Consider the following 24,729-nt stretch of genomic DNA (forward strand, 5'->3'; position numbering starts at 1 on the left):
TAACAACTTAAAACTCAAAACTCAAAACTCAAAACTCAAAACTCAAAACTATGATAAAGGTAGTCTATATTTTCCTCTTTTGTATAGGGATATATCCAGCAGTGGCTCAAGAGGATACGGATACAGCTTATATAAAACCTGCTCAGATACAAGAAGGGCTCAAAGCAGAGGTACAGCCTATCTATAACCAAGGGTATCTTATCAATGATAATTATGTAATCTATCAAGAAGGAAAGTCAAGAGAAATAATCCATCCAGATATGAAGACTTTTCAATTAGATGATTGGAACAATTATCTTATGGATAAAAATATTATTGCCAAGGACAAAAATGGTGTCTATTTTGAAGGAAAGTTTTTTCCTTCTGATTTTGGGTGTCATTTGATTGCCATTATGGATAAGCCTATTGCTCAGGGGGAGTACTTCCCCTCAGGCAAAGATTGTATTTGGAGAACCCATCATAAAGTATATTTCAATACAGAAGAAATCCCAGAGGCAGACCCTCATACTTTCAAAAGTCTGAGATATTTTAATGATTTATATCATAGGGATAAGAACTATCTATACTATCGTGGCAAAAGAGTAGAAGGAGCCGATGTTCAGAGTATTCGTCCCTCATATTCTCTTTCAGAGGTTGTCGCTGATAAGAATAATACTTATTACAAGGGAGAAGTCTTCACCTACAAAGGGGAGAGCCTAACACAGCTCACAAGTAATATCTTTAAAACACCTCACTATGCGCTTATATTCAAAAATAATAAAGATACTTATGAGAATGAATTCGTAGAGCTTCCCGATTTTGTGGATGTACATTCTCTTAAGGGATTATCCGAAACCTATGCGATGGATAAGAAAAATGTCTATTATGCCCGAACTTATAAGGCTGATACCTTACTTGTTCCTATCAAAAACAAAAGAAGAATTCGAGCTTTTAATGAATATATTACTGATGGAGTGGATATTTTCAGAGGGCGAAATCAAAAAATAAATCTTGATGCCAAGACATTTGGAATATTAGGCGATGATTATCTATATGATAAAAAGGGGGTCTACAAAAGTCATGATGTGTCAGAGAAAATTCCTTTTGATTATAAAGTGCCTGTTAGGTTAGGAAAGAATCTATCTTATCTCAATGGAAATGTTTTTTATAATAATCAAGTGTATGATTATTGGGAGGACAAAGTGTATACCCTCACACAAGAGCAGATAGAAGAAGTCAAAAGAAGAAATATTTATCCACATCAGTTATGGGAGAAAACCTCAAAAAAATCCTATCCCCAGAGTGCAGACGAAGCTACTTTCAAATATCTATATACAGGACAATATAATTCATTAGGAAAAGATAAAAATAGAGTGTATTTTTCTGCCCAACAAAAAATAACTTTTATAGAGGGATATGATATAGCTTCTTTGAAGGCTGCTTTTGATAGATTCTTCCTAAAGGATAAGGATTATGTATATTATCTTTCTATACGGCTTATAAAGAGTGACAAAGCAGAACTTTTAGCTTCTTACCAAGGGCATCGTCATTATTGTAGTCATCCTTCTATGCCTGCCTCTGATTTCTATCTCTTCAAAAACGCTGAAGGTTATTGGTTGGTCAAGATAGGAGGCGGGGTCTTTGTTGAGTTCTTAGGAACTGAATATAACTTGCCAATAATTAATTAAAACTCAAAACTCAAAACTCAAAACTCAAAATTCAAAACTCAAAACTCAAAACTCGAAACTATTATGAGATTTTTTATATTACTTTTATGGCTTTTTTGTGTAAGCCCCTATCTTTTTGCCCAAAAAGAAATCCTACAAGTTACCGATGCCACTAAGGTGAGTAGCTTAGACGTATCGCAAAACTGGAATAGTGGTTGCCGATATGTAGAGGGGTATATCCTAAACCAAAATAGGCTGATATACCAAACCTGTGATACGCGCCATGAATTCTCGGCAGATATGCCTTCTTTTCAGCTTAAGATAGATGGATTTGCGATGGACAAAAATGGTATTTATTACCAAGGTGTTTTCTTTCCTATTGATACTACAGGATTTAAGGTAGTAGGGGAGAAGGAACGCCCCAGAGGGGAAGGAGGCGTCTATAAGGGGGTGGAATATCTATGGCGTACCAATCAAAAGGCTTTTTTAGGGACTCAAGAAATAGAGGTAGCTGACCCAACCTCCTTTGAGGCGGTGGAGTATTTTAGTGGCTGTTATTTTAAGGATAAGGATTACCTCTATTATTACGAAAATAAAATAGTAGGTTCTCATAGCCCTTCTGTGAGAACAAATAAATATTTTGAACTAATCTCTGATAAAAATAATACTTATTATAAGGGAGAGCCTGTCTTATACAAAGGGGAAAGAATAGAAAATATAAACAATATACTTTTTAAAACCTCAAAATATGTGCTATATAGGCCTGATTTTGGTTTAGGAAGTCTTAAATGGATAGAAATGGAGGAAGTTGATGCCAAGACACTTAGACCTCTCTCAAAGCACTATGCTATGGACAAAGATCATATATTCTATGAGAGATATCAAGTGCTTATAGCAAAGAAAAATTTTGCTAATATACGTGTTTTTGACCAATTAGATAGCCAATATATTTCTGATGGAGAAACTGTCTATTTAGAAAGTGCGGGAATTAATTACAAAACAGATTACGATGCTCCTACCTTTGAGATGATTCCTAATTCGAATTTTAAATATGATAAAAATGGCATTTATTATGTTGACGATAAAAAAATGCCTTTTCATTATACAGAACCTCCTATATTCGGGAAGAATACTTTCTATGATTCTGACAAAGGAGATTATGTGATCTATCTCAATCAGGCTTTTTATCCTTTTGAAGAAGGTGAAGAACAGTATTTACCTAATCTGACTCCAAAAGAAATAGAAGATCTCAAAGAAGGAAAATTGCTCTTGGTGAATAATGCTACGGGTAAAAAGAATAAAATACAAGAGGTTTTTGACTATGATTTGTACAAAGCTAACAATAAGATATACATTGCTCAAACGCCTCAGAAGGCAGATGCCAATACTTTTGTACGCTTGGGAGGTAGCTTCTACAAAGATAAGAACAAAGTGTATTATTACGACAGATGGATAGGAGAAGAAAAACTACAGGTTGTTAAGGGATATGATACCCCTACTTTAACCACGTTGGGCAATGGTTTCTTAGCCGATAAGAATTATTGCTATTATGGCACTATAAGGTTGTTCAAAAACAAGAATGTAGATCTCTTAGCTATTTATACAGGTCATCGAAATGGCAGTGGTGTGTATACCAAACATGAAACTAATTTCTATCTCTTTAAGAATGTTCAGGGGTATTGGCTTGCCGAGTTAGGTGGAACAGGGGTAATGTGTCCATTAACTGATGAGCAAGCCAGTAAATTATTAAACCAACAATAGCAACTCAAAACTCAAAACTCAAAACTTTTATGAAGATAGTTTCAATAATCTCTCTATTGCTTTGTTTCTCCCTGCAAGCGCAGCAGAAGCGCTGGCAGTTAGATAGTATCCAGCAAATCCAGCTCTATTCTAACGAAATAGAATATGTATATAAGACCTTTCATCAGTCCTATGATCCCAAGACAAGAACGGTTACTATGATAGACGAGACAAAAGGAGAATGGGGGGATAGGACTAAATATATCTGTGAGTATAGTCCACTGGATAGCCTACTAAGTCAGACGGTTTATACGTATGACGAAGCCATTAAGAAATGGGAGAAGCAGGAAATGATTCATTATGTATATAGGGGAGCGGAAATACAAGAGAAAATGTATCGTAAAAATAAAATAGGAGACTGGAAAATCCTTAGAACTTCTTATTTTGAGAATATAGATGGCAAGCTATATCTCAAAAAGGAAGAGAATGGAGAGAAAACGCAAAAAGGTTGGGAAGTTATTACCTATGACCCTCCTAAACTGTGGCATTATTTCTCTATGCAGGAGCTAAATCCCAAGAAAAAGGTAGCTCCTCAAGAGAAGTATAATAAGAAAGGTGAAGTCATAGAAAAGCTGTATATAGAAATGGATAACTACAAAGATAAGCAAAAATTTTCTTATGATAACTCAGGGAATATCAGTGAAATAGAACTGTATGAGCTAAGGGATCCCAAAGTAGGATTTACAAAGGAAGAAAAAAGAGTGTATACCTATGCCCCCGATATTCTCTATGAGGAAGTTTTAGACAAATGGAAGCAAAACTATGAAAACCGGAAGCCTAAGAAAGCCATTCTCTCTGAAAAAGTGTACCGAACCCAAAATTCTGGAGACTACAAATTTATCTACGAACATCGTTATTTCTACTCACCCATTAAGTAATGAGAGAATGAGCTAATTGGTAAATTAAATTTATTTATTTTATTTCTAAATAATTTTATATATTTGCACCCAAATATATAAATTGTTTTTATGAAGAAAATAGCGATTTTTGCCATGTCTTTTTCTGCAATTAGTTATGCGCAACAACCCAAAACGCATGGTATAGAGAAAGATACCTTAGGCTTAGAGGAAGTCGTAATCACTGCCAATCGTATAGAGGAAAAGAAAACCGATGCGGTGGCCAATGTGACGATTATTGACCAAAAGAAACTCCAACAGTTTATTAAGATTGCACCCGATATGTCGCATCTTATAGGAATGATTGAGCCAGCCATGGCGCTCTCTACCAATACGACCAATAACCGCTATCAGAACTTACGCGGGCGTGCACTCTTAGTACTTATCGATGGGATTCCTCAATCTACGCCCTTGCGCTCCACCGACCGCGATATACGCTCTATAGACCCTGCGGCAGTAGAGCGTATTGAGATTGTGAAAGGTTCTACAGCTATTTATGGAAATGGTGCCATCGGGGGGATTATGAATATCGTAACCAAGAAAGCACCTAAAGGGGTAGCTTTCAGTGGGCAGACCTCCTTAGGGGCTTCGGGCAGAGATTCTTTCAAGGAAAACAGAGGCTTTGGTTACCGCTTCAATCAGCAGTTCTCGGGTAACTATAAGGGCTTTTCTTACCTACTTGACGGTGCTCTTACACAGACAGGCTCGGCTGTGGATGGGGCAGGGGAGTACATCTCTCCTCGCTATGGCTTGGGCGATGTACGTACCTATAATGGTTTGGTAAAGCTTGGCTACCAGTTCGATGAGGATAACACAGTAGAGGTCATGTATAACTTTTACCAGAGCCTGCAACATACTCCTTTGGTTGCCTCTGGAGGAAAGTATTTGCAGAGCCCTCGTATTGGAGTCTATGGTAGCAAGGATCCCGCTGCTCAGGATGAGGGGATGCGCTACAATCACAATGCTTACGTGAAGTTCAATTCCAATAATATCTTCGCCCATACCGACTTGGAGCTTTCTGCCTTCACCCAACACCAGTATGCTGTTTTTGATTATCGCAAGCATAATGCCAAGAGTCCACGTTGGGAAAGCTCCAGCGGACAAGCAACTGTCAAAGGGGAGAAATACGGAATCCGTACCCAGCTTACGACCAAATTGCTCCTTGGGGAGAACATCTTTACCCAACTGCTCTATGGAATAGATGCCTTGATTGATAAGACCAGTCAGCCCCTTGTAGATGGGCGTTACTGGATGCCTGAACTGACTTCCTACAACTCAGCTCCTTTCTTGCAAACCAAAACGACTTTCTTCAACCACTATGTACTCAAGGCAGGACTACGCTATGATTATATAGACGTGGCTGTGCCAGACTATCAGGTGCTTAGGCTCAAAAATACCGATCCTCGTGTCTATGTAAAAGGTGGGGAACTCTCCTACAATAACCTCTCTCCCAATGTGGGGATTGCTTACAACCAGCTCAAGTACTTCCAGCCTTTTGCTTCTTATTCTCAAGGATTTTCTATCTTTGACTTAGGCCGTACCCTCCGCGCTGCTAAGGCCGATGTACTCTCTAAGATCAACACAGAACCTGTCAAAACGGATAATTATGAGATTGGGGCTTATTCCGAAATAGGTAAATATGTACACCTGAGCGGCTCTTACTTCTATACCTATTCCAAGCTCGGTAGCGACCTCAAGTCAGTAAGTGGTTTCTGGGTAGTGGATAGGAGCCCACAGAAGGTATATGGTTTTGAGGTGAATGCAGATTTCTTCCCTACCAACTGGCTTACCTTTGGCGGTAGCTTCATCTCTTTCGAAGGGGAAAAGAAATCTACCGAGGATGGCCCTTGGGACGGTTATATGAGTGGTACTTCTATTCCTGCGCCTAAGGCAAGTGCTTATGTAAGAGTTACCCCAACTGCTAAGAGCTACTTTCAGGTCAATTACCTACACACAGGCAGCCGTGACCGCTTTACTCCTAATAACCAAGGAGTATATACCGAAGGCGAAGGGGTAGTCTCTCCTATAGACCTCTTCTCCCTCAGTGCAGGTTATACCTTCAATAAGAATCTATCTATAGGCTTAGGAGTGGAGAACCTCGCCGATAAGGTGTATTATACCCCTGCCTCTATGCTTGTTGCCCGTGATGCCGAATATGCTCATGGCAATGGCCGCTACTTCAACCTAAATCTTACTTACAAGTATTAGGGAATAAACCTTAACAGGTAATAGGTAAAGTCAGCGACTGTTCGTGCTGGGTATATGATAAAGTCGCACACTGTAGGGGCGAATTGCAATTTGCCCTTATATTAGCAGGTAATAGGTAAAGTCAGTGAGTGCTCACGCCGAGTATATGATAAAGTCGCACACTGTAGGGGCGAATTGCAATTCGCCCTTATATTAGCAAGTAATAGGTAAAGTCAGCGAGTGCTCACGCCGAGTATATGATAAAGTCGCACACTGTAGGGGCGAATTGCAATTCGCCCTTATATTAGCAAGTAATAGGTAAAGTCAGCAAGTGCTCGTGCTGGGTATATGATAAAGTCGCACACTGTAGGGGCGAATTGCAATTCGCCCTTATATTAACAGGTAATAGGTAAAGTTAGCGAGTGCTCACGCCGAGTATATGATAAAGTTGCACACTGTAGGGGCGAATTGCAATTCGCCCTTATATTATTGCAATTCATCTTTGAATTGGTGTAATTCGTCCTTTCATTGTTATAATTTGCTTTTATATTGTCACAATTCTCCCTCATTTTGGTACGAGTGTATCATAGGGAAGCCTTTAGCTTCATCTATAATAGGCGCTTACTACAAGAAGCACATCAGCGTAAAGGGGGAACTTGTTACTTATTCAAGTTTCGTAAGTTCCATAAATAGTTTATGATTCTCAATGAGTTATAGAGAGAAAATTTTACGTATTGACAAACAGTTTTTACCTTTTCAACGCATCCCACATACCCAGCTGTGAGCACTCGCTGGCTTTCCCCCTCTCGGAGGGGGATAGGGGGAGGTTTTGTTTGTAATATAAATATTTATAATCTTAATTGTATTCTAAAAACGACTTGCGGAACTTAAATTACTTATTACCTCTTATCTATTTTTCTTAAAAAACAAAGAGATTTTTTTTATTAATAAAAGAAAATAAAGAAATATTTGTTAGTTTCATTTTTTTTATAGAAATTTGCAGCCTCTAAAAAAATAAAATGAAACTAAGAATTTTCTATGTATTTGCGCTTCTCTTTATAGCTATACAAGGGGCTTTAGCGCAAAAAGTAACCGTTACAGGAACGGTAAAAGATGGACAAGGAGATCCTATTATGGGCACCTATATTCTTATCAAAGGGACAAGTAAGGGTGCTACTACCAATGATAAGGGTGCTTATACCATCGAGGCCAATGTAGGGGATATACTTTATTATTCCTTTTTAGGAATGAAGCAGGTGGAGAAGAAGGTAACTCAAAAATCTTCGGTGATCAATGTTGTCCTACAGGACGATGTTCAGGAGATCGATACAGGGCTTGTCTTCACCGGTTATGGGGCACCTAAGGTAGCCAGTAAGACAGTAGCTTCAGTAGAGACCATACAAGGAAAAGAAATGGCTGAAACTCCGACGGCCAATGCCATGGATGCACTTGCAGGCCGTGTATCGGGGATGGTGGTAACCACTGACTCTGGCCGACCAGGAACTACCTCCAAGGTGCTCATCCATGGGTTTAACAACTTCCAAGCGGCACTTCGTGGGAATGCTTCTCGACAGGATCCCCTCTTTATCGTGGATGGAGTTCAAGTGGATGATGATATCATGTCCAGTATCAACCCCAATGATATTGAAAGTATTACTGTTCTCAAGGATGCTGCTTCTACCTCTATCTATGGAGCGCGTGCTGCCAATGGGGTGATTCTTATTACAACCAAGCGTGGTAAGTACAACCAACCAGCGAGTATTTCCATCAGCCATCAAGTAGGGTTCAATGCTATCACCAGTGCCAGTCGTAAATTCTTTGACAACATGATGTCTCCTCGTGAGTATATGGACTTCTGGGCTCAGCGTGACCCTGGTGCAATTCGCTCTGCAGCAGGGGTGTCAGGCGATACCGATGCTGCTATCGAAAAGATATTGAAAGAAAATCCTTATAACACACGCTGGGATAAGATTTTCTTCCGTGATTTTGTACCCACTTCACGTACAGATGTTTCTGTATCTGGAGGAACCGAGAATATGGCGTATTACTTCTCCTTGGGACATCTCAAGCAAGAGGGATCTACCGCTCCTTCTTTGGACTATCACCGCTATAACCTCAATTCAAGTATAGATACACGTATCAACAAGTGGCTCAAAGCAGGAGTCTCTCTTTCTATGAGCTATACCGAAAGTGAAGGGGGACGCTCTTCTGTAGTAGGAGGAAGGGTCTTGGCCTTGCCTCTCTATACCCCTTATAACCCTGATGGGTCAAGAAAGAATTTTATCCGAGGAATTACCGGTCGTGCTACAGGTTTCTACCACCCTGAGTACGATGCTGAAAAACATCCTTATGGCTCTTATGGAATCGATGTGATGCCCATAGGATACTTGACGGTGGAACCTATCAAGAACTTAGTATTCAAAACACAAGCAGGGATACAATATAGCTCTGGAGAATCTCAATCCAAACAATTACATTCTTTTACTGATTATAAGTTCGGTTATGAGATGACTCCTTATACACAGCTCAGCGAGAGTAAGGCTTATAAGAAAACTTTTACTAATACTTTGGAATATAAGTTTCTCTTAGGGGATTCTCATCATTTTACTGCCTTGCTTGGGCAAGAATCTATTGAAAATATCAGCAAGACTTTGACTAATAATACCGGAGGACAGCCTTCTGATGGATTGTCTATGTTGGTTCATGGAAATAAAGATCTCTCTATAGCAGATAACAAGATGGTGAGTGCTTTTAACTCATTTTTCTCTCGCTTGGAGTACGACTATCAAGGGCGCTTTTTCTTAGATCTTTCAGGCCGTCGTGATGGCTCTTCTAATTTTGGACGCAACAATCGCTATGCCAACTTCTGGGCAGTAGGGGCTATGTGGAAACTTAAAAAAGAGAATTTCCTCAAAGAGGTCAAATGGCTTACCGATCTTAACTTGCGCTTCAGTACAGGACTCTCTGGAAATACAGGAGGACTTAACTATAGTAACCTCAACGTAATAAGTCCAATGGCTCTATACCAAGGACAGACAGGATATACCCTTAGTAGGTTAGGAAATCCTGACATTCGTTGGGAGGAACAGACAAAAACCAGTGTAGGGCTCAATGTGGTATTCCTTTACAATACTTCGCTTAATGTAGAGTACTATAACCGTCGTACCTATGATGCGCTTTCTTACCGTGATAACAATAGTTCCAGTGGATATACACAACTCTATGGCAATACCGGCGGAATGCAAAACCAAGGGATAGACCTCTCTATATCATCACGTGTGTATTACAATGAGGCAAATAACCTTAGTATACGCCCTTATTTTAACTTCAACTATAATCAACAAAAGATTGTTGAAATTTTCGATGGAAGACAGTCCTTGGTCAATGCTCGTGACAAAATTGGATTCAAGGTAGGAAAAGCTCTTGAGTATACAGCAGTGCTACACAAGGGAGTTAATCCCGATACAGGACTTATCGAGTGGTATAAACCAGGAGAGGATAAAATGGAAAAACAAACCGATGACTCTCAGATAACTACAGAATATAACTTGAATTTGGGACAGACCACAGGTAAGAAGATGCATGCTCCAGTCAATGGTGGTTTCGGATGGGATATTACTTATGGCGGCTTTAGTTTGGATATGAATTTTTCCTTCTCCATAGGTCGTTGGGTAGAGAATAGGGATATGATCTATATAGAGAACCCTAACACTTTTGCTAATGGAAACCTAAGCCGTAATGTATTTGATTATTGGAAACAACCGGGGGATGTTACTCGCCATCCTAAAATTACCGAAGCGACTTTCGTACAGGGAAGTGATTCTCGCCTTATCCAAAATGCAGATTTTATTCGTCTAAAGGGGATTACCCTAAGTTACCGTTTGCCTAAGGAAGTGATAGAACAAGTGGGATTCTTCCAAGGGGTACGCCTCTATGGTACTGCTCGTAATGTTTTTACGATAACCAAGTACGAAGGAGCAGATCCAGAATTTACACAACCTATATCTATAGGAGGATACCCTCCTTCTCGTCAGTTTACTTTTGGTGTCGAACTTAAATTCTAAAAAAATATGAAGAAAATATATAACAAATTACCATTATTTATTCTCTTAGCACTCTCTCTGCAAGGTTGTGCTAAGCTCGATCAAGAGCCTTATGTGGATCTGAGTGACGAAAAGGCTTACCTCAATGTCGAAGATGCTCAGTATTGGGTCAATGGTATGTACAGAGCCTTGCGCGACAATACCTACGGAAATGCCATGATAAGCACGGACATACAAGCTGATTTCCTCAATGCAGTACGCCGTGATAATGAAAAACTTCCTGCGCTTCACCGTTGGGGGAATACTTTCACTTCTTCCGATGAGACGACTGCGGCTATCTGGTTGGCTCATTTCAAGGCAATACAGGATATCAATCTCTCTCTCCAGAGAATCCCTTCTATTCCAATAGAAAAGGATAGAGAGACTGCTCAAAAAGCACAAATAAAGCGCAATATGGGCGAACTCTATTTAGGGCGTGCTTATTTCTACACCTACTTGGTTACTCACTTCTGTGGGGCGTATGATGCTTCTTCTGCTTATGGACTCCCTATCCTAAGGGAGCCTAAGGTAGCAGACTTCCCTGCACCGAGCTCTTTGAAGGAAACCTATGAGTTTATCCTTAGTGATATTGCTTTGGCCGAGGAGTATCTTTCCAATACAGCAGGAGAGGTAGGTTCTACTACTTTTACTGTAGATGCTGCTAAAGCGCTCAAGGCACGTGTGTTACTCTACCAAGGTGAGTGGGCAACAGCTTATCAGACAGCTAAGGCTCTTATTGATGCAGGTACTTATCCTTTGGCTACTTCTTCCGCTACCCTTAAAAATATCTGGGCTGAGGATGCTACAGTGGAGAGTATTGTCCAGATTTATGCAGCTGCCTCCTCCACAGGCAATGTTAGCATTGTCACTGAGTTACCCAAGGCCAATGATATCTATATAGGGGCTAATAACTTCGACCGTCGCTTGCGCCGCTTCCTCTATAACCCAAGCTATATCCCTACACAGTCTTTTGTAGATCTGTTCGATACAGCGGATTATAGAAAAAGTATTTATTTCCAAAAACTCTTTGTCGATTATGGAAATACTGTATATAGCAATATCTATTTGGTAAACAAGTATCCGGATAATAGCAACCTAAAGAGCAATCCCTCAGGGCTGCCTACCTATATGCACAAACCGAAATTGTTCCGTATAGCAGAGCAATATCTTATCGCAGCCGAGGCTGCTTACCGCAATGGGGATGAGGCTAACGCTCTTGTATACCTCAACCGTCTCCGCGCTTCTCGTGGACTGACCACTGCGCTAACAGCCACTGGGGATGTGCTTCTGACTGAAATACAGAACGAACGTAATCGTGAGTTAGCTTTCGAAGGGTTCCGCCTTCACGATATCAAGCGTTGGGGATTAGGGGTGGTACGTGGTACACCACAGAATACTGATGCCATCTTCACTTCTCCTGCCAACGAATATCATCAGTTGAATATCTCTGCAGGATATTACAAAATGACATGGCCTATTCCTGCTACCGATATTACTTATGAAAAAGGAAAATGGAAACAAAATCCAGGATGGTAATCTAACAAAAAAAGAGGCTGCTCGTTTCGGGTAGCCTCTTTTTTTGTCAGTAGTTTTATTTTCGGATAGAAGAGTATTAAAAAGAAAAAAAGACTAATAAATTTAACATTTTTCTCTTTAATAATAAGAAAATAAATACTAAATTTGCCCATTGAAAATAAGAAAGATTTCTCTGCTGGGATATCACTTAATAGTTTTTGAAAATTAGATATAATTTATTGTTAAATAGTTGTATAATTCAATTAAAATTCGTATCTTTGTAATGCAAACAGCACAGCACAGCACAGCACAGCACAGCACAGCACAGCACAGCACAGCACAGCACAGCACAGCACAGCACAGCACAGCACAGCACAGCACAGCACAGCACAGCACAGCACAGCACAGCACAGCACAGCACAGCACAGCACAGCACAGCACAGCACATAAATACTTTAGTATATGTAGCTAACACTTACATGTGTGCTATTTATAACGCTTAGCCAGTTTATGGGTCTTCCATAGGTTGGCTGACTTTTTTATTGTATATTCGAATATAACTAATAATTATAGGTGGAATCCGAAAAACCTTCAACAGAGTAGGAACAAAAATTAAACTTTTATAACTCGTGAAAAAGAATTACACGTTTTTGGCTGCTATCTGCCTTGCTACAGCCTTCACTGTAGGCTGTTCTAAGAGTGATGACTCCACGTCATCTACCCAAACCCAAACTCAGACGGGAGGCGGACAAACAGGAGGCGGACAACAACAATCGCAAAATGCCGTAACCACTGATTTCTTACAAGGAACTTGGAAGGTGGAAGATGTAGCAATCAATAATGTAAAATTGTCAACAAGTACAGAAGCAGCTCATCAAGCGTTATTGAAATGTTACAAATTAGGAAATTTCTCTTTTTCAAAGACAGAAGTAAGTATTTGGGCTGATAGAGGGGAGGAATGTAATCCTACAGCTCCTAAGAAAAGTGCTTATACACTTCAGGGTGATAATCTTACTATAGGTGATCTTAAGACTAAAGTAAGTAAAGAAGGTGATTTCTTAGTTCTCACTACAACAGAAGCAGGTAAAACAACTAAGGAATATTTCAAAAGAATTAATACTACTTATACTCCTGTGGCTTCTTCTGAGAAACAGGCTGTAGCTAAAGTTACTATTACAGGAACACAAGTAGCTGGTTCAAAAGTGCTTTTCTATGATCAAGATCCCCGACCAGGGGGAATTACGAATAAGGGAATCAAAGAAATTACAAATGGAAAAGTGGATTTCGATGTAAAAGAATATATTGGTAAAAAGCTTTACTTTGTAGTGATGGATCCTCGTACTAATAGATTCCTTTCTGAACTCGTAGAACACACTATTACTGAAGGGGATAACGCTATATCTATTGCTTTAAGAGCTATTCAGCCAACAGGAGCTAAAATCACAGTGACTAAGGATGGTAGCCCATTGCAAAATCAGGATGTATACTTCGCAACAGGTGTTCAATTGATAAATTTTAATGGTTGGAAAGCTACACAAGGAATACTATCCTATAGCAAAAGCTCAGCATTGACAGCATTAGAAGGGGCTACTAAGGTGACTACAGATGCTCAAGGGCTAGCTAATGCTTCTATCTCTGCAGGATCTTATAAAGTGGTTGTTCTATTGGATAATGATTACAAAGAATTGGATTTAACTGTAGTGGATGAACAAGTAAAAGAAGCTACTATTAGCTTCACTACTGTGATTCAAAAAGTAGATGTGACCTTCTCTGTAACTGACATAGACAATCGCTTATGGGATGATGTAGAAATTACTGTATCAGGTCAGACTAAGCGTACCTCAGATGGTCGTGCAACTTTCCAATTGGATGCCAATAGAAACTATTCTTATACTACCAAGACTCCTTGTGGAGAGACTAAGACAGGACGTTTTATAACAACAACAGATGCCAGATTTGTCTTTGTAGATTATGAAGTTTCTTCTAAAGGAACAATCATAGTTCAAAATAGATCTAATGGAAATAATCCATATACTGTTAAAGTTAATGGTATAGAACGTACTGTACGAGGAGGAGCTGATCTTGAAGTTAAGGTTCCTCTTAATCAAGAAATTCAGGTTTCTTGGAAACAAATAAGTGGTTATGCGATTTATCCTACTACAGGACAAAGGAATGTAACAACCTCTTGTAGCGAGAAAGTGGCAACAGTAACTTTCCATTAAAAACATTCATCTGTAGGGGCAAAGTCAGCGAGCTGGCACAGCTGAGTATGTGTGGCCATTCTCCCTTATTTTCAAAGACATTTGCCCTTACTTAAAAATTATTCAAAATATGAAGAAAATCATTACAAAGGTAGCGGCTGGGATCTTAGGACTATTCTTGGCGCTTACTTCCCTCTCTTGTAGCAAAGAAGAACGTAACAAATTGGAAGGTAAAACCGATGTTACTGTCCTTTTAAGGGATTCCGATGGAACTCCTCTGAAAGAGTGGGTGGTCTATGCCTTCAACGAATTTGCTTGGGGAGCAGGCTCTACTTTCCATGCCAAAGAATCGGCTACTAATGCCGAAGGAAAAGCAGAATTCTCTGGCTTGGATATTAAGGACGATCAGGAAGTATACCGTTTTGTGGTATATTACACCGAAACTAAGAAAAATATTTTTGGAAAAGAAGTCTCTAAGGAAAGTCTAAAAAAAGTGGTTCCTGTAACTCTCAAGCCTGGCGAAAGTCAACAGGTGAACCTTACCTTGGGGGTAACAACCAATAGCGGTAATAATGGGAACAATAATAACAATAATAACAGTGGCAATGCCAATATTGTAAACCCAGGACAGTCTAAGGCAGGGACTATTATTCTTATCAATACCTCCAGAAATCCTTATACAGTTGAAGTCAATGGTGAGGCCTATGTGATAGAAGGAAAGACTACTAAAAGGTATATTGGGGCTTTGGGTACCTATACTGTTTCTTGGAAGCAGAATAGTGGTTATGTACTTTATCCTACCGAAGGAAGTACCGAAGTGGGGCTCACTGGCGGGCAGAATACTAAGGAAGTACGTTTCCCTAACGAATAACTGCCTTTAATCTTATAAAAAAAGCTGCCCATAGGCAGCTTTTTTTATTTGTAGTATTCAAATTTTTGTTGAATGATCAGAGAGAGTTCTCCGTTTTCACTTTCAGTCTTTTTGATCCAGTTTCTCTTCTTATCATACTGGTATACATAGTTTTTCTTCTGGGCTATGGTACCATCTCCTTTGTAGACAATGTTCTCAGTTTCATTACCCTCCTTATCATAGGTAGAGGTTATCTTTTTTAGGAGTTTACCTTCAGCATCATAAGTGAGGCGCTCTAGGGGATTCCCTTTGGCATCGTTCTTATAGAGGGTCTTGGCCGAGAGCTCATCTTTTTTATATTTCTCCTCTTGGATAAGGTATCCTTTGTCATCATAGGTAAATACGCTCTTCTCATCGCATACCCCTCCTACACAGCTGGATTTCTCTATAAGTTGGTTTTTATCATTGTATTTCGAGAAGGTACTCATGAAAAGGTTTCCTTCGGCAGTGAGTAGGTCGTGGCGGGTGCGGTTTCCCTTTTGATCATACTCATATAGGTTGGAGGAAAGTTTCTTGTTGTCCTCATCCTTGGATATGGATTCTATGAGATACCCTTGGTCATTGTAGGTATCGTGGTAGGACATGATCATTCCATTATTCTTGACTTGCATCTTAGTAGTACGTCCCTTAGGGTCGAACTCGGTGAGTAGCTCTGTATTCCCTCTGAAGGGTTTCCCATTTTCATCTATACGATAGTCTTCTATGATGTAAGTCTTTACTTTTCCTTTGAGCTTGGCAGCATCCCAACCTGTCTTTTTGTTCTGGTTTTGGCCAAAAGCAAGGGTACTTGCTAAAAGCAAGAAAATTCCTAATCGTTTCATTTTTCTATAAATTATTTTTTAAAGAGTGCAAAGTTACAAAAAAGATAAATACTCAAGAATAAATTATTATTATTTTAGCAATTCAAAAATCCCCCCAATCCCCAATCCCTAACCCCCTCTCACTTCTCTTCTCACTTCTCACAGCAATCTCCCTTGACTTCGCCTTCTCCATGTGGTATCTTTGCTGCAAATTAAGTGAAAAATGAAGAATGAGCCAACTCTTCGTTCTTCACGCTTTACTTTTCATATTCCCTAAAGAAATGCGCTCCTCAGCAACAGACCTCCTATGGAAAATCGTCAATGGCGAAGAAATAGAACGTGGTGGGAAGACCCATGTGGCTTCCCTCCGCGAGAGCCTTACTGCTATCTCTCTACTGGGGAGAATGGAAGGGTGGTTTTTGAAGAGTGAAGAGAAAAAAGTGAAGAATGAAGAGGGAAAAGAAGCGTTGATGCACGATGATACCCCATGCGGTAGGGGCAAAGTCCGAGAACAAGCGGAGTTGCAATTCGCCCAACCCGAATTTGCCTCACAACCTACCCAATCCCAACCCACCCTTCCTGAACAAACACAATATATAACACCTGCTACCCAGCACCCCCTATTATTGGAAGAAAAACCCCTTGTCTTCAACCTCCTGACCTTTACCCAGAAAACGCTCCCTTACTTCAAGCCAGCACCTTTTCACAGGACTTATTACGAAAAACTCACTGATTTTGCCTTGGGGCGTATCCAAAAGCTGATGATTACCATGCCGCCTCAGCATGGCAAGAGCGAGGGAGCTACCCGCCGCTTGCCGGCTTTTGTCTTGGGGTGTAATCCCAACAAGCGCATAGCTATCGTCTCCTACAATGCTACCAAGGCACGCAAGTTCAACCGTGAACTCCAGCGTATCATGGACGAGGATACCTATCATGAGTTGTTTCCACAAGCGACTCTTGCACGTTCTCCCTCTTCCCATCCAGCAAGAAAGAGCCGTAGCTACGCTCGCAATGCCGACGAGTGCGAGATAGTGGGCTATCAGGGGAGTTTCAAGACCATAGGAGTCGGCGGCTCTCTCACAGGAGAACCAGTGGATATACTTATCATGGATGACCTCTACAAGGATGCCGCTGCGGCATGGTCGCCCCTGATACGGCAGAATATAGCCGACTGGTACGATACGGTAGCCTCTACCCGACTGCACAACTCCAGCCAACAGCTCTTGGTTTTCACCCGCTGGCATGAGGATGACCTCGCCGGCCGTCTCTTGCAGAAGGAAGGTATCTACCACCCTACAGACAACCCGCACGGGTGGGTACTGCTGAGTTTTCCTGCTATCAAGGACAGTCCGCCCACCCCTCTTGACCCCAGAGCAGAGGGAGAGGTGTTCTGGCCAGAACGGCACAATCTGGAAAAGCTCCTACAGATCAAGGAGCGCAATGGGGCTGTCTTCGAGAGTCTTTACCAGCAGAACCCGCAACCTTCACAAGGGCTTATGTATGAGGAGTTTCAGTGCTATACCGAGATTCCCTCACGTACTTACTCTGTGGCTTATATCGACGCTGCTGATAACGGTGCCGACTACCTCTGTGCGCTCTTTTACAAAGAAGCGCAAGAAGGGAATTTTATTGTAGATGTACTCTATACCAAGGATCCAATGAAGGTAACCGAGCAGGAGATTGCCCATAAGCTCTTGGAGCATCAGGTGGAGCGCTGCCATATAGAGAGTAACAACGGCGGAGGACTCTTTGCTCATAATCTGGAGGAACGTGCTCAGCAGATGGGGAACAACTTTACCCGCTTCTATCCCTTCCATCAATCACAGAACAAGATAGCGCGTATTTTTTCTGCCTCGTCCTCAGTGCAGCAGTTAGTACACATGCCCTTGGATTGGAAGAAACGCTTTCCGACTTTTGCCCGTGACCTCATGGGCTACCTCAAGGAGGGAACCAACCCTCATGACGATGCCCCCGATGCTCTCACGGGCTCGGTGGAGTGCCGCCAACCTCCCCGCAAGATTCCCCTCTCAGAACTGCTACAATGGTAAAGAGAGTGAAGAATGAAGAATGAAGAATGTAGCCAAGCGAATGAGCTTGGGTATGTGGTGAAAAGTGTAGCCAAGCGAATGAGCTTGGGTATGAGGTGAAGAGTGAAGAGTGAAGAGTGAAAAGTGTAGCCAAGCGAATGAGCTTGGGTATGTGGTGAAGAGTGAAGAATGTAACCAACAAATACCTAATACCAGTGTTGTGTCACACATGTGTAGGGGCGAATTGCAATTCGCCCCCCAACAAGAGAGTCAATTCGCCCTCCAACAAGAGAGTCAATTCGCCCTCCAACAAGAGAGTCAATTCGCCCTCCAACAAGAGAGTCAATTCGCCCTCCAACAAGAGAGTCAATTCGCCCTCCAACAAGAGAGTCAATTCGCCCTCCAACAAGAGAGTCAATTCGCCCTCCAACAAGAGAATCAATTCGCCTTCCCCACCACATGACAAATCTCCTTCCAAGTATTATGAAGCAATTCTTTGTTACTAACAAGACCTGCAAGCCCCCTCGCCAGTGTTGGAGTATTAACCATTGATCATTAACCATTGATCATTAACAATTAATAATCAGTCTTTTGTATTATCAGTTAGCAACTTCAATCAAAAAAATTTTCTCATTACAATAAAATATACTAACTTTGCCATTCCAAAAAATATAGTATCATTTTATGAAAATCTCATATAACTGGATAAAAGATTTCCTCAAGATTGATTTACCAGCCCAAGAGGTAGGCGAGATTCTTACCGATTTAGGCTTGGAAGTAGAAGGCATCTACTCTTACGAGAGTGTAAAGGGAGGGCTCGCTAGCGTGGTGGTAGGTGAGGTACTTGAGTGTACCAAGCACCCCAATGCCGATAAGCTAAGCCTTACCAAGGTGGATTTAGGCGAGGGAGGCGTAGTACCTATTGTCTGTGGGGCTCCCAATGTAGCTCAAGGACAGAAGGTTGCTGTAGCCACCATTGGGACTACTCTCTATGACAAGCAAGGGGAACCTTTCAAGATTAAGAAAGGCAAAATCCGTGGGGAAGAGAGTCATGGAATGATCTGTGCGGAGGACGAATTGGGTCTGGGTGAGAGTCATGAGGGTATTATGGTATTGGATAGCTCTTTGCCCAATGGCAAGCCTTGTAGTGAGGTTTTTCATATTGTCTCCGATACTATTTTTGAGATAGGCCTGACTCCAAATCGTGCAGATGCGATGAGTCACTTAGGCGTAGCCCGTGATCTAAGAGCAGGACTTTTGCAGAGGGGTACCAATAAGGAAATTATTACTCCTTCAGTAACAGATTTCTTTGTAGAAAACCGATTGCTCAAAATCGATGTCTTGGTGGACAACAAGGAATTGGCACCTCGCTATTGTGGAGTGAGTATCTCCAATGTCAAGGTAGCTCCTTCTCCCGCTTGGCTACAACACAGGCTTAGGGCGATAGGGATCACTCCTAAGAATAATATAGTGGATGTGACCAACTATGTCCTCCACGACTTGGGGCAGCCCCTACATGCCTTCGATGCCTTGCGTATCTCAGGTAAGAAGATCATTGTCCGCAATGCCTCTGAGGGTGAAAAATTCCAAACTTTGGATGGGGTGGATAGAACCCTTTCAGCCGAGGATCTGGTGATCTGCGATGTAGACAAACCACTCTGCTTGGCGGGGGTATTAGGAGGTAACAACTCAGGGGTAAGTCAAGATACTACTCATATTTTCTTGGAAAGTGCTTACTTTAACCCTGTGGCGATTCGCAAAACTGCCAAAAGATATGGAATCTCTACCGACGCTTCTTTCCGCTTCGAGAGGGGAGTCAATGCCGATGACTGTAAGTATGCGCTGCTCAGAGCCGCTATTATGATCAAAAAATTGGCTGGAGGTGAGATTTCTTCCGATGTGATTGATTTCTATCCCAGAAAAATAGAGGATTTCCAAGTGTTCCTCACCTATGAAAAAGTGGATGCACTTGTCGGCCAGGTGATCCCTCGCGATGTCATCAAGAGTATTCTACACTCTCTGGGTATCCAGATTAATAGCATTACCGAGATAGGTATGGGGCTTACGGTGCCTTCTTATAGGGTCGATGTACAGCGCGATGTGGATGTGATAGAAGAGATACTTCGTGTATATGGCTATAACAATGTTGAAGCTCCTTCCAAGGTGAGTGCTTCTATGGCACATGCCAACCGATATGAAGATTTCAATGTACAAAATATTATTGCTGACCAGCTCGTAGCTCAGGGATTCTTCGAGATAATGAACAATAGCCTTACTACAGCTCAGTACGAGACACTTTCTGAGGATATTCAACCAGCCCAGAGGGTGACATTGCTCAATCCACTTAGCCAGGATCTGGCTGTGATGCGACAGAGCATGTTCTTCTCAGGTCTGGAAACCATCGCTTACAATAACAACCGTAAGCGCACTGACTTGGCGCTGTTTGAGTTTGGTAAAACTTATCACAAGGTAGAGCAGAGCTACACCGAGCCTAAGCACTTGGCGCTTTTCCTCTCTGGAAATACCTATCCCGAGACATGGAATACCCCTACTGAGAAGACCAACTTCTACCAGCTCAAGGGCTACCTCTTAGCTATCTTCTCCCGCTTGGGAATCGTAGATTATCAGGAAGAGCCTACCACAGAAGGAATATTCCAAGAAGGAATAACTCTAAAAATGGGACAACAGACTTTGGCTTCCTTAGGGATAGTCAGGACAAATATCTTGAATCATTTCGGAATCAAGCAAGCGGTATACTATGCCGATGTTCGCTGGGAGGTAGCTCTTGAACATCTGGCTAAGAAGGTTGTTTATAGGGAAATCCCTAAGTATCCAGAAGTACGCCGCGATCTGGCACTGCTCTTGGATGAGGATGTTTCCTTCAGAGCGATCTATAATATCGCCCATAAGACAGAAAAAGAATTACTCAAAAAGGTATTCCTCTTCGATGTATATCAAGGGGACAAACTCCCTAAGGGCAAGAAGAGCTATGCCGTAGGGTTCCTCCTACAGGATAGCAATAAAACCCTTACGGATAAGCAGATAGATAAGACAATGGAGTCCTTACTGGCTGCCTTCCAGCAGCAAGTGGGTGCCCAGTTGCGCTCTTAATTGTAATGTACCATGATGGATTTTTCTTCCAAATTATTGGAAAATGCAGTCTATGAGATCTCACAACTGCCAGGAATAGGAAAGCGCACCGCCCTGCGATTGGCCTTACACCTGCTCAAGCAACCTCCTGCACAAACCGAGCGCTTGGCAGCATCTTTGGTCAGTTTGGTCAATGAGATTACTTATTGTAAGCAGTGCCATAACATATCTGATACGGAAATATGTGACATCTGTGCCAATATCCATAGGGATAGCTCCTTGCTCTGTGTGGTGGAGGATGTGCGAGATGTCATGGCTATAGAGAATACCGGACAGTACAACGGGCTCTACCACGTGCTCGGGGGAAAAATCTCTCCTATCGACGGAGTGGGGCCTAATGAGCTGACCATCGCCTCCTTGGTCAAAAAGGTAAAAGAAGGTTCTGTCAAGGAAATTATCTTTGCCTTGAGCAATACCATGGAAGGCGATACAACCAATTTTTACATTTACAGACAGTTAGAAGGCTTGGATATTACCACCTCTACCATTGCCCGAGGCATATCCGTAGGGGACGAACTCGAATATACCGATGAGGTAACCCTCGGCAGGAGTATCCTACACCGCATCCCCTTTCAGGTGATGTAGGAGGAGGTCGTTGGGTTTTACTAAGTCAGAACTTAAAAACTATTTATAAAGTTGTAAAAGCAATGCTTAAACAAATAGAAGTAAAACAATAAAAAATAGATCAAATGAATCTTTAGTCTATTGCTTTAATCATTGACAATTAACAATTAACAATTAAAAAAAATGGCAAGGTACGAATTAAAATTACCACAAATGGGAGAAAGCGTTGAGGAGGCTACTGTCTCTTCTTGGCTTAAAAAAGTAGGGGATACCATACACTTGGATGATATCTTGGTGGAGGTAGCCACTGACAAAGTTGATTCTGAAATTCCCAGTGATGTAGAGGGAATCCTCACCGAAATCCTTACTCCGGAAAGAACCGTGGTAAAGGTAGGACAGCTCATGGCAGTGATCGAAACAATAGAGCAAAATGCCGCATCGGAGCCTACTATTGCCCTGCCTGAGGCTACTCCTTCTTCTGAGGAACTATTGCCTATAGAGGAACCTGAGCAAGAGAACATTTCTTCTCCTGAGGAGCCTCAGGAGATAGCCCTACCCGCAGCTACTTCAGAGGAAGAACTACAAGAGGTAGTGCCTGCTGTACCTTATGTGCCTACTCAAGTGGATACCTCTGCGGATGCTACTTCACAGGAAGATACTCAAAAGGATTTCTACTCTCCCTTGGTAAGAACCATTGCCAAAGAAGAAAATATATCAGAGGAGGAATTGGCCTCTATTGAGGGAACAGGGGCTCAGGGACGCATCACTAAGTATGATATTCTTCGCTATTTAGAAAATAGAACAAGACAAGAGGGAGAACAAGCGCAAGTGGCGGTTACTCCTGATCCAGCGACAATTACTCCTGCTTCTTCTACATCAGAAGCTTTACCGGTTGCTCAAGAGGAAAAAGAGGCAGCCACAGAGCAGAAAGTAGCAGAAACTCATGAAGTAAAATATCCTGATATTGACGATTTTATAAAGAACTTAGCCGCTACCCAGTCTCAAAAAGAGGCTCCTGCAGCCCAGGCTACTCCTGCCCCAGCGGCTCAGGCTACTCCTACTCCGGCGGCTCAAGCTACTCCTGCTGCCTCTTTACAGATACCTGTAAGTGCTCCTGAGCAAGCACCGCTGGCGACAACTTCCTATACACCTTCTCCTGTCGATGACAATGTGGAGGTGATCGAGATGACTCGTATGGGCAAGCTTATTGCCAACTATATGAGCGAGAGCAAGCATATATCGGCTCATGCAACCAGCTTTATCGAGGTGGATGTGACTCGTATCTGGAACTGGCGCAATAAATACAAAAAACAATTCGAAAGCCGCGAAGGAGAAAAACTTACCTTTACTCCTATCTTTATAGAAGCAGTAGCTAAAGCATTGAAGGATTTTCCTTTGATGAATATCTCTACCGATGGTGAACGTATTTTTAGGAAAAAGAATATCAATATAGGGATGGCTACAGCCTTGCCCAATGGAGATCTTATCGTGCCAGTAATTAAGAATGCGGATCAATTAAGCTTGGTAGGATTGGCTAAATCGGTTAATGACTTGGCCAAGCGTGCCCGTGAGAACAAGCTCAAGCCGGAAGAGGTCAAGGGAGGTACTTATACAGTGACCAATATAGGGGCTTTTGGAAACCTCTTCGGTACGCCTATCCTTAACCAGCCTGAAGTGGGAATCTTAGCCATCGGCGCCATTCAAAAGGTACCTGCGGTGGTGGAAACACCTGAAGGGGATGTCATCGCTATCCGTTACAAACTGATGCTCTCTCACAGTTTTGATCATAGAGTGGTGAATGGAGCTCTTGGGGGTATGTTTGTCCAAAGAGTGGCCAAGTATCTCGAACAGTGGGATATCACCCGCGAAGTATAACCATACTCCTTGCCCTATGCAATGGCTGACTTTTTACCTTGCTTATCCTTTTCTTTGGATAATCTCTCGCCTGCCCGATAGGCTTCTCTATGGCCTATCGGATGGGTTTTGCTTTCTTATCTATAGAGTTATTGGCTATCGCAAGAGAGTAGTAAGGGGGAATCTTGTACGTGTTTTCCCAGAAAAATCTTTGGAGGAAATCAAAGAAATAGAGAAGAAATTCTATCATCATTTCTGCGATATTTTCTTGGAAATGGTCAGAACGATGTCTTTTTCTCAAAAGGAAATGCACAGAAGAATGACCTATACCAACAAGGAAATTTTGGAGGAATTTCACCAGAAGGGGAAAAGCTTTATCATCATGTGTGGGCACTACAATAGTTATGAGTGGTTGCTCTCTTTGGCTTCGCAGATACCCCACACTTCTTATGCACTCTATACGCCTATTACCAATAAGTATTTTGACCGATATATACGCCGTCTCAGGGAGCGATTCCACAGTTACCTCATCTCTCGCTACAAGGCGATAGAGGAGATACGTCGCCAGCAGCACCAGGGAATGCTCTGTGCCTACGGCTTGGCTTCTGACCAATCTCCATCGAGTTCTCCTAAGAACTATTGGCGCCCTTTTATGGGGGTTACTGTGCCCGTCTTCACAGGGGCAGAGCGTATCGCTCGTCAGTTCAATATCCCTGTGGTCTTCTGTGATATACAGAAGGTCAAAAGAGGCTACTATGAGGCTACTTTTACTCTTATCAGTGAAGAACCGCAACAGACTCCTGAGCACCAGATTACTGATGTTTTCACCCAAATGCTTGAGTATCAGATACGGAAAGCACCTCAGTACTACCTATGGACACACAATCGCTTCAAACATGCCAAGTAGGCGCACCGAGTAGTTTTGATGGAAAGTTTGTAAAATGAACTGTTTTCTAAAAAGTTATGACCCCATAGAAATAAAGGTACTGAAAACCAAAGAAGAAGTCTTGCATTTTAAGGCAGAGTGGAGAGAAGTCTTCTGATGATATGCCCTCTGAAAAGGATAGTAGAACCTTTGATTTGGTGAGAAAATCTTC

Annotated in this window: 15 protein-coding genes; 14 read left to right on the forward strand and 1 reads right to left on the reverse strand. The window is 41.8% G+C overall.

Annotation, left to right across the window (positions count from 1 at the left end; all coding sequences use genetic code 11):
- The first annotated feature begins 50 nt into the window (after positions 1-50).
- The 8 genes from CGC50_RS11670 (at position 51) to CGC50_RS14185 (ending at position 15,198) form a co-directional block, all read left to right on the forward strand.
- The gene (locus tag CGC50_RS11670; RefSeq protein WP_095910942.1) at positions 51-1,667 is read left to right on the forward strand and encodes a DKNYY domain-containing protein; all 1,617 of its coding nucleotides are present in this window, start codon (positions 51-53) and stop codon (positions 1,665-1,667) included.
- Positions 1,668-1,730: 63 nt separating this feature from the next.
- Complete coding sequence (locus CGC50_RS11675) at positions 1,731-3,407, forward strand: DKNYY domain-containing protein (protein WP_095910943.1); 1,677 nt, start codon at positions 1,731-1,733, stop codon at positions 3,405-3,407.
- Positions 3,408-3,436: 29 nt separating this feature from the next.
- Positions 3,437-4,324: a hypothetical protein gene (locus tag CGC50_RS11680; RefSeq protein ID WP_198541609.1), complete on the forward strand. Its 888-nt coding sequence runs from the start codon at positions 3,437-3,439 to the stop codon at positions 4,322-4,324.
- A gap of 90 nt (positions 4,325-4,414) precedes the next feature.
- Positions 4,415-6,550, forward strand: a complete 2,136-nt coding sequence (locus CGC50_RS11685; protein WP_095910944.1) for a TonB-dependent receptor — start codon at positions 4,415-4,417, stop codon at positions 6,548-6,550.
- A gap of 998 nt (positions 6,551-7,548) precedes the next feature.
- Positions 7,549-10,593: a SusC/RagA family TonB-linked outer membrane protein gene (locus tag CGC50_RS11690; RefSeq protein WP_095910945.1), complete on the forward strand. Its 3,045-nt coding sequence runs from the start codon at positions 7,549-7,551 to the stop codon at positions 10,591-10,593.
- Between the two features lie 6 nt (positions 10,594-10,599).
- Positions 10,600-12,147 carry a RagB/SusD family nutrient uptake outer membrane protein gene (locus CGC50_RS11695; RefSeq protein ID WP_095910946.1) on the forward strand — a complete coding sequence of 516 codons (1,548 nt, stop codon included), beginning with the start codon at positions 10,600-10,602 and terminating at the stop codon, positions 12,145-12,147.
- Between the two features lie 608 nt (positions 12,148-12,755).
- Positions 12,756-14,348 carry a hypothetical protein gene (locus tag CGC50_RS11705; protein WP_157909462.1) on the forward strand — a complete coding sequence of 531 codons (1,593 nt, stop codon included), beginning with the start codon at positions 12,756-12,758 and terminating at the stop codon, positions 14,346-14,348.
- Positions 14,349-14,457: 109 nt separating this feature from the next.
- Positions 14,458-15,198 carry a hypothetical protein gene (locus CGC50_RS14185; RefSeq protein ID WP_232781127.1) on the forward strand — a complete coding sequence of 247 codons (741 nt, stop codon included), beginning with the start codon at positions 14,458-14,460 and terminating at the stop codon, positions 15,196-15,198.
- Between the two features lie 44 nt (positions 15,199-15,242).
- Here CGC50_RS14185 and CGC50_RS11715 read toward each other — a convergent pair whose 3' ends face one another.
- Positions 15,243-16,058: a hypothetical protein gene (locus CGC50_RS11715; RefSeq protein WP_095910948.1), complete on the reverse strand. Its 816-nt coding sequence runs from the start codon at positions 16,056-16,058 to the stop codon at positions 15,243-15,245.
- 209 nt (positions 16,059-16,267) lie between these two features.
- Between CGC50_RS11715 and terL the strand changes: the two genes are divergently transcribed.
- The 6 genes from terL to CGC50_RS11745 all read left to right on the forward strand — a co-directional run bounded on the left by terL (position 16,268) and on the right by CGC50_RS11745 (position 24,539).
- Positions 16,268-18,085 carry a phage terminase large subunit gene (gene terL / locus CGC50_RS11720; RefSeq protein ID WP_455578801.1) on the forward strand — a complete coding sequence of 606 codons (1,818 nt, stop codon included), beginning with the start codon at positions 16,268-16,270 and terminating at the stop codon, positions 18,083-18,085.
- A 109-nt stretch (positions 18,086-18,194) separates the two neighbouring features.
- Positions 18,195-18,527 (forward strand): hypothetical protein, encoded by a 333-nt coding sequence (locus CGC50_RS11725; protein WP_232781128.1) that lies wholly within the window; start codon positions 18,195-18,197, stop codon positions 18,525-18,527.
- Positions 18,528-18,748: 221 nt separating this feature from the next.
- Entirely contained in the window at positions 18,749-21,175 is a 2,427-nt protein-coding gene (pheT, locus tag CGC50_RS11730) for a phenylalanine--tRNA ligase subunit beta (protein ID WP_095910949.1), read from the forward strand.
- A 15-nt stretch (positions 21,176-21,190) separates the two neighbouring features.
- Positions 21,191-21,799 (forward strand): recombination mediator RecR, encoded by a 609-nt coding sequence (gene recR, locus CGC50_RS11735; protein ID WP_002669543.1) that lies wholly within the window; start codon positions 21,191-21,193, stop codon positions 21,797-21,799.
- 162 nt (positions 21,800-21,961) lie between these two features.
- Positions 21,962-23,653, forward strand: coding sequence for a dihydrolipoamide acetyltransferase family protein (locus CGC50_RS11740; protein ID WP_095910950.1), 1,692 nt, complete (start codon positions 21,962-21,964; stop codon positions 23,651-23,653).
- A gap of 16 nt (positions 23,654-23,669) precedes the next feature.
- On the forward strand, positions 23,670-24,539 hold the full coding sequence (locus CGC50_RS11745; protein WP_095910951.1) for a lysophospholipid acyltransferase family protein: 870 nt from the start codon (positions 23,670-23,672) through the stop codon (positions 24,537-24,539).
- Positions 24,540-24,729: the final 190 nt, after the last annotated feature.

The sequence above is a fragment of the Capnocytophaga gingivalis genome, from assembly GCF_002302415.1.
Classification (GTDB): Bacteria; Bacteroidota; Bacteroidia; order Flavobacteriales; family Flavobacteriaceae; genus Capnocytophaga; species Capnocytophaga gingivalis.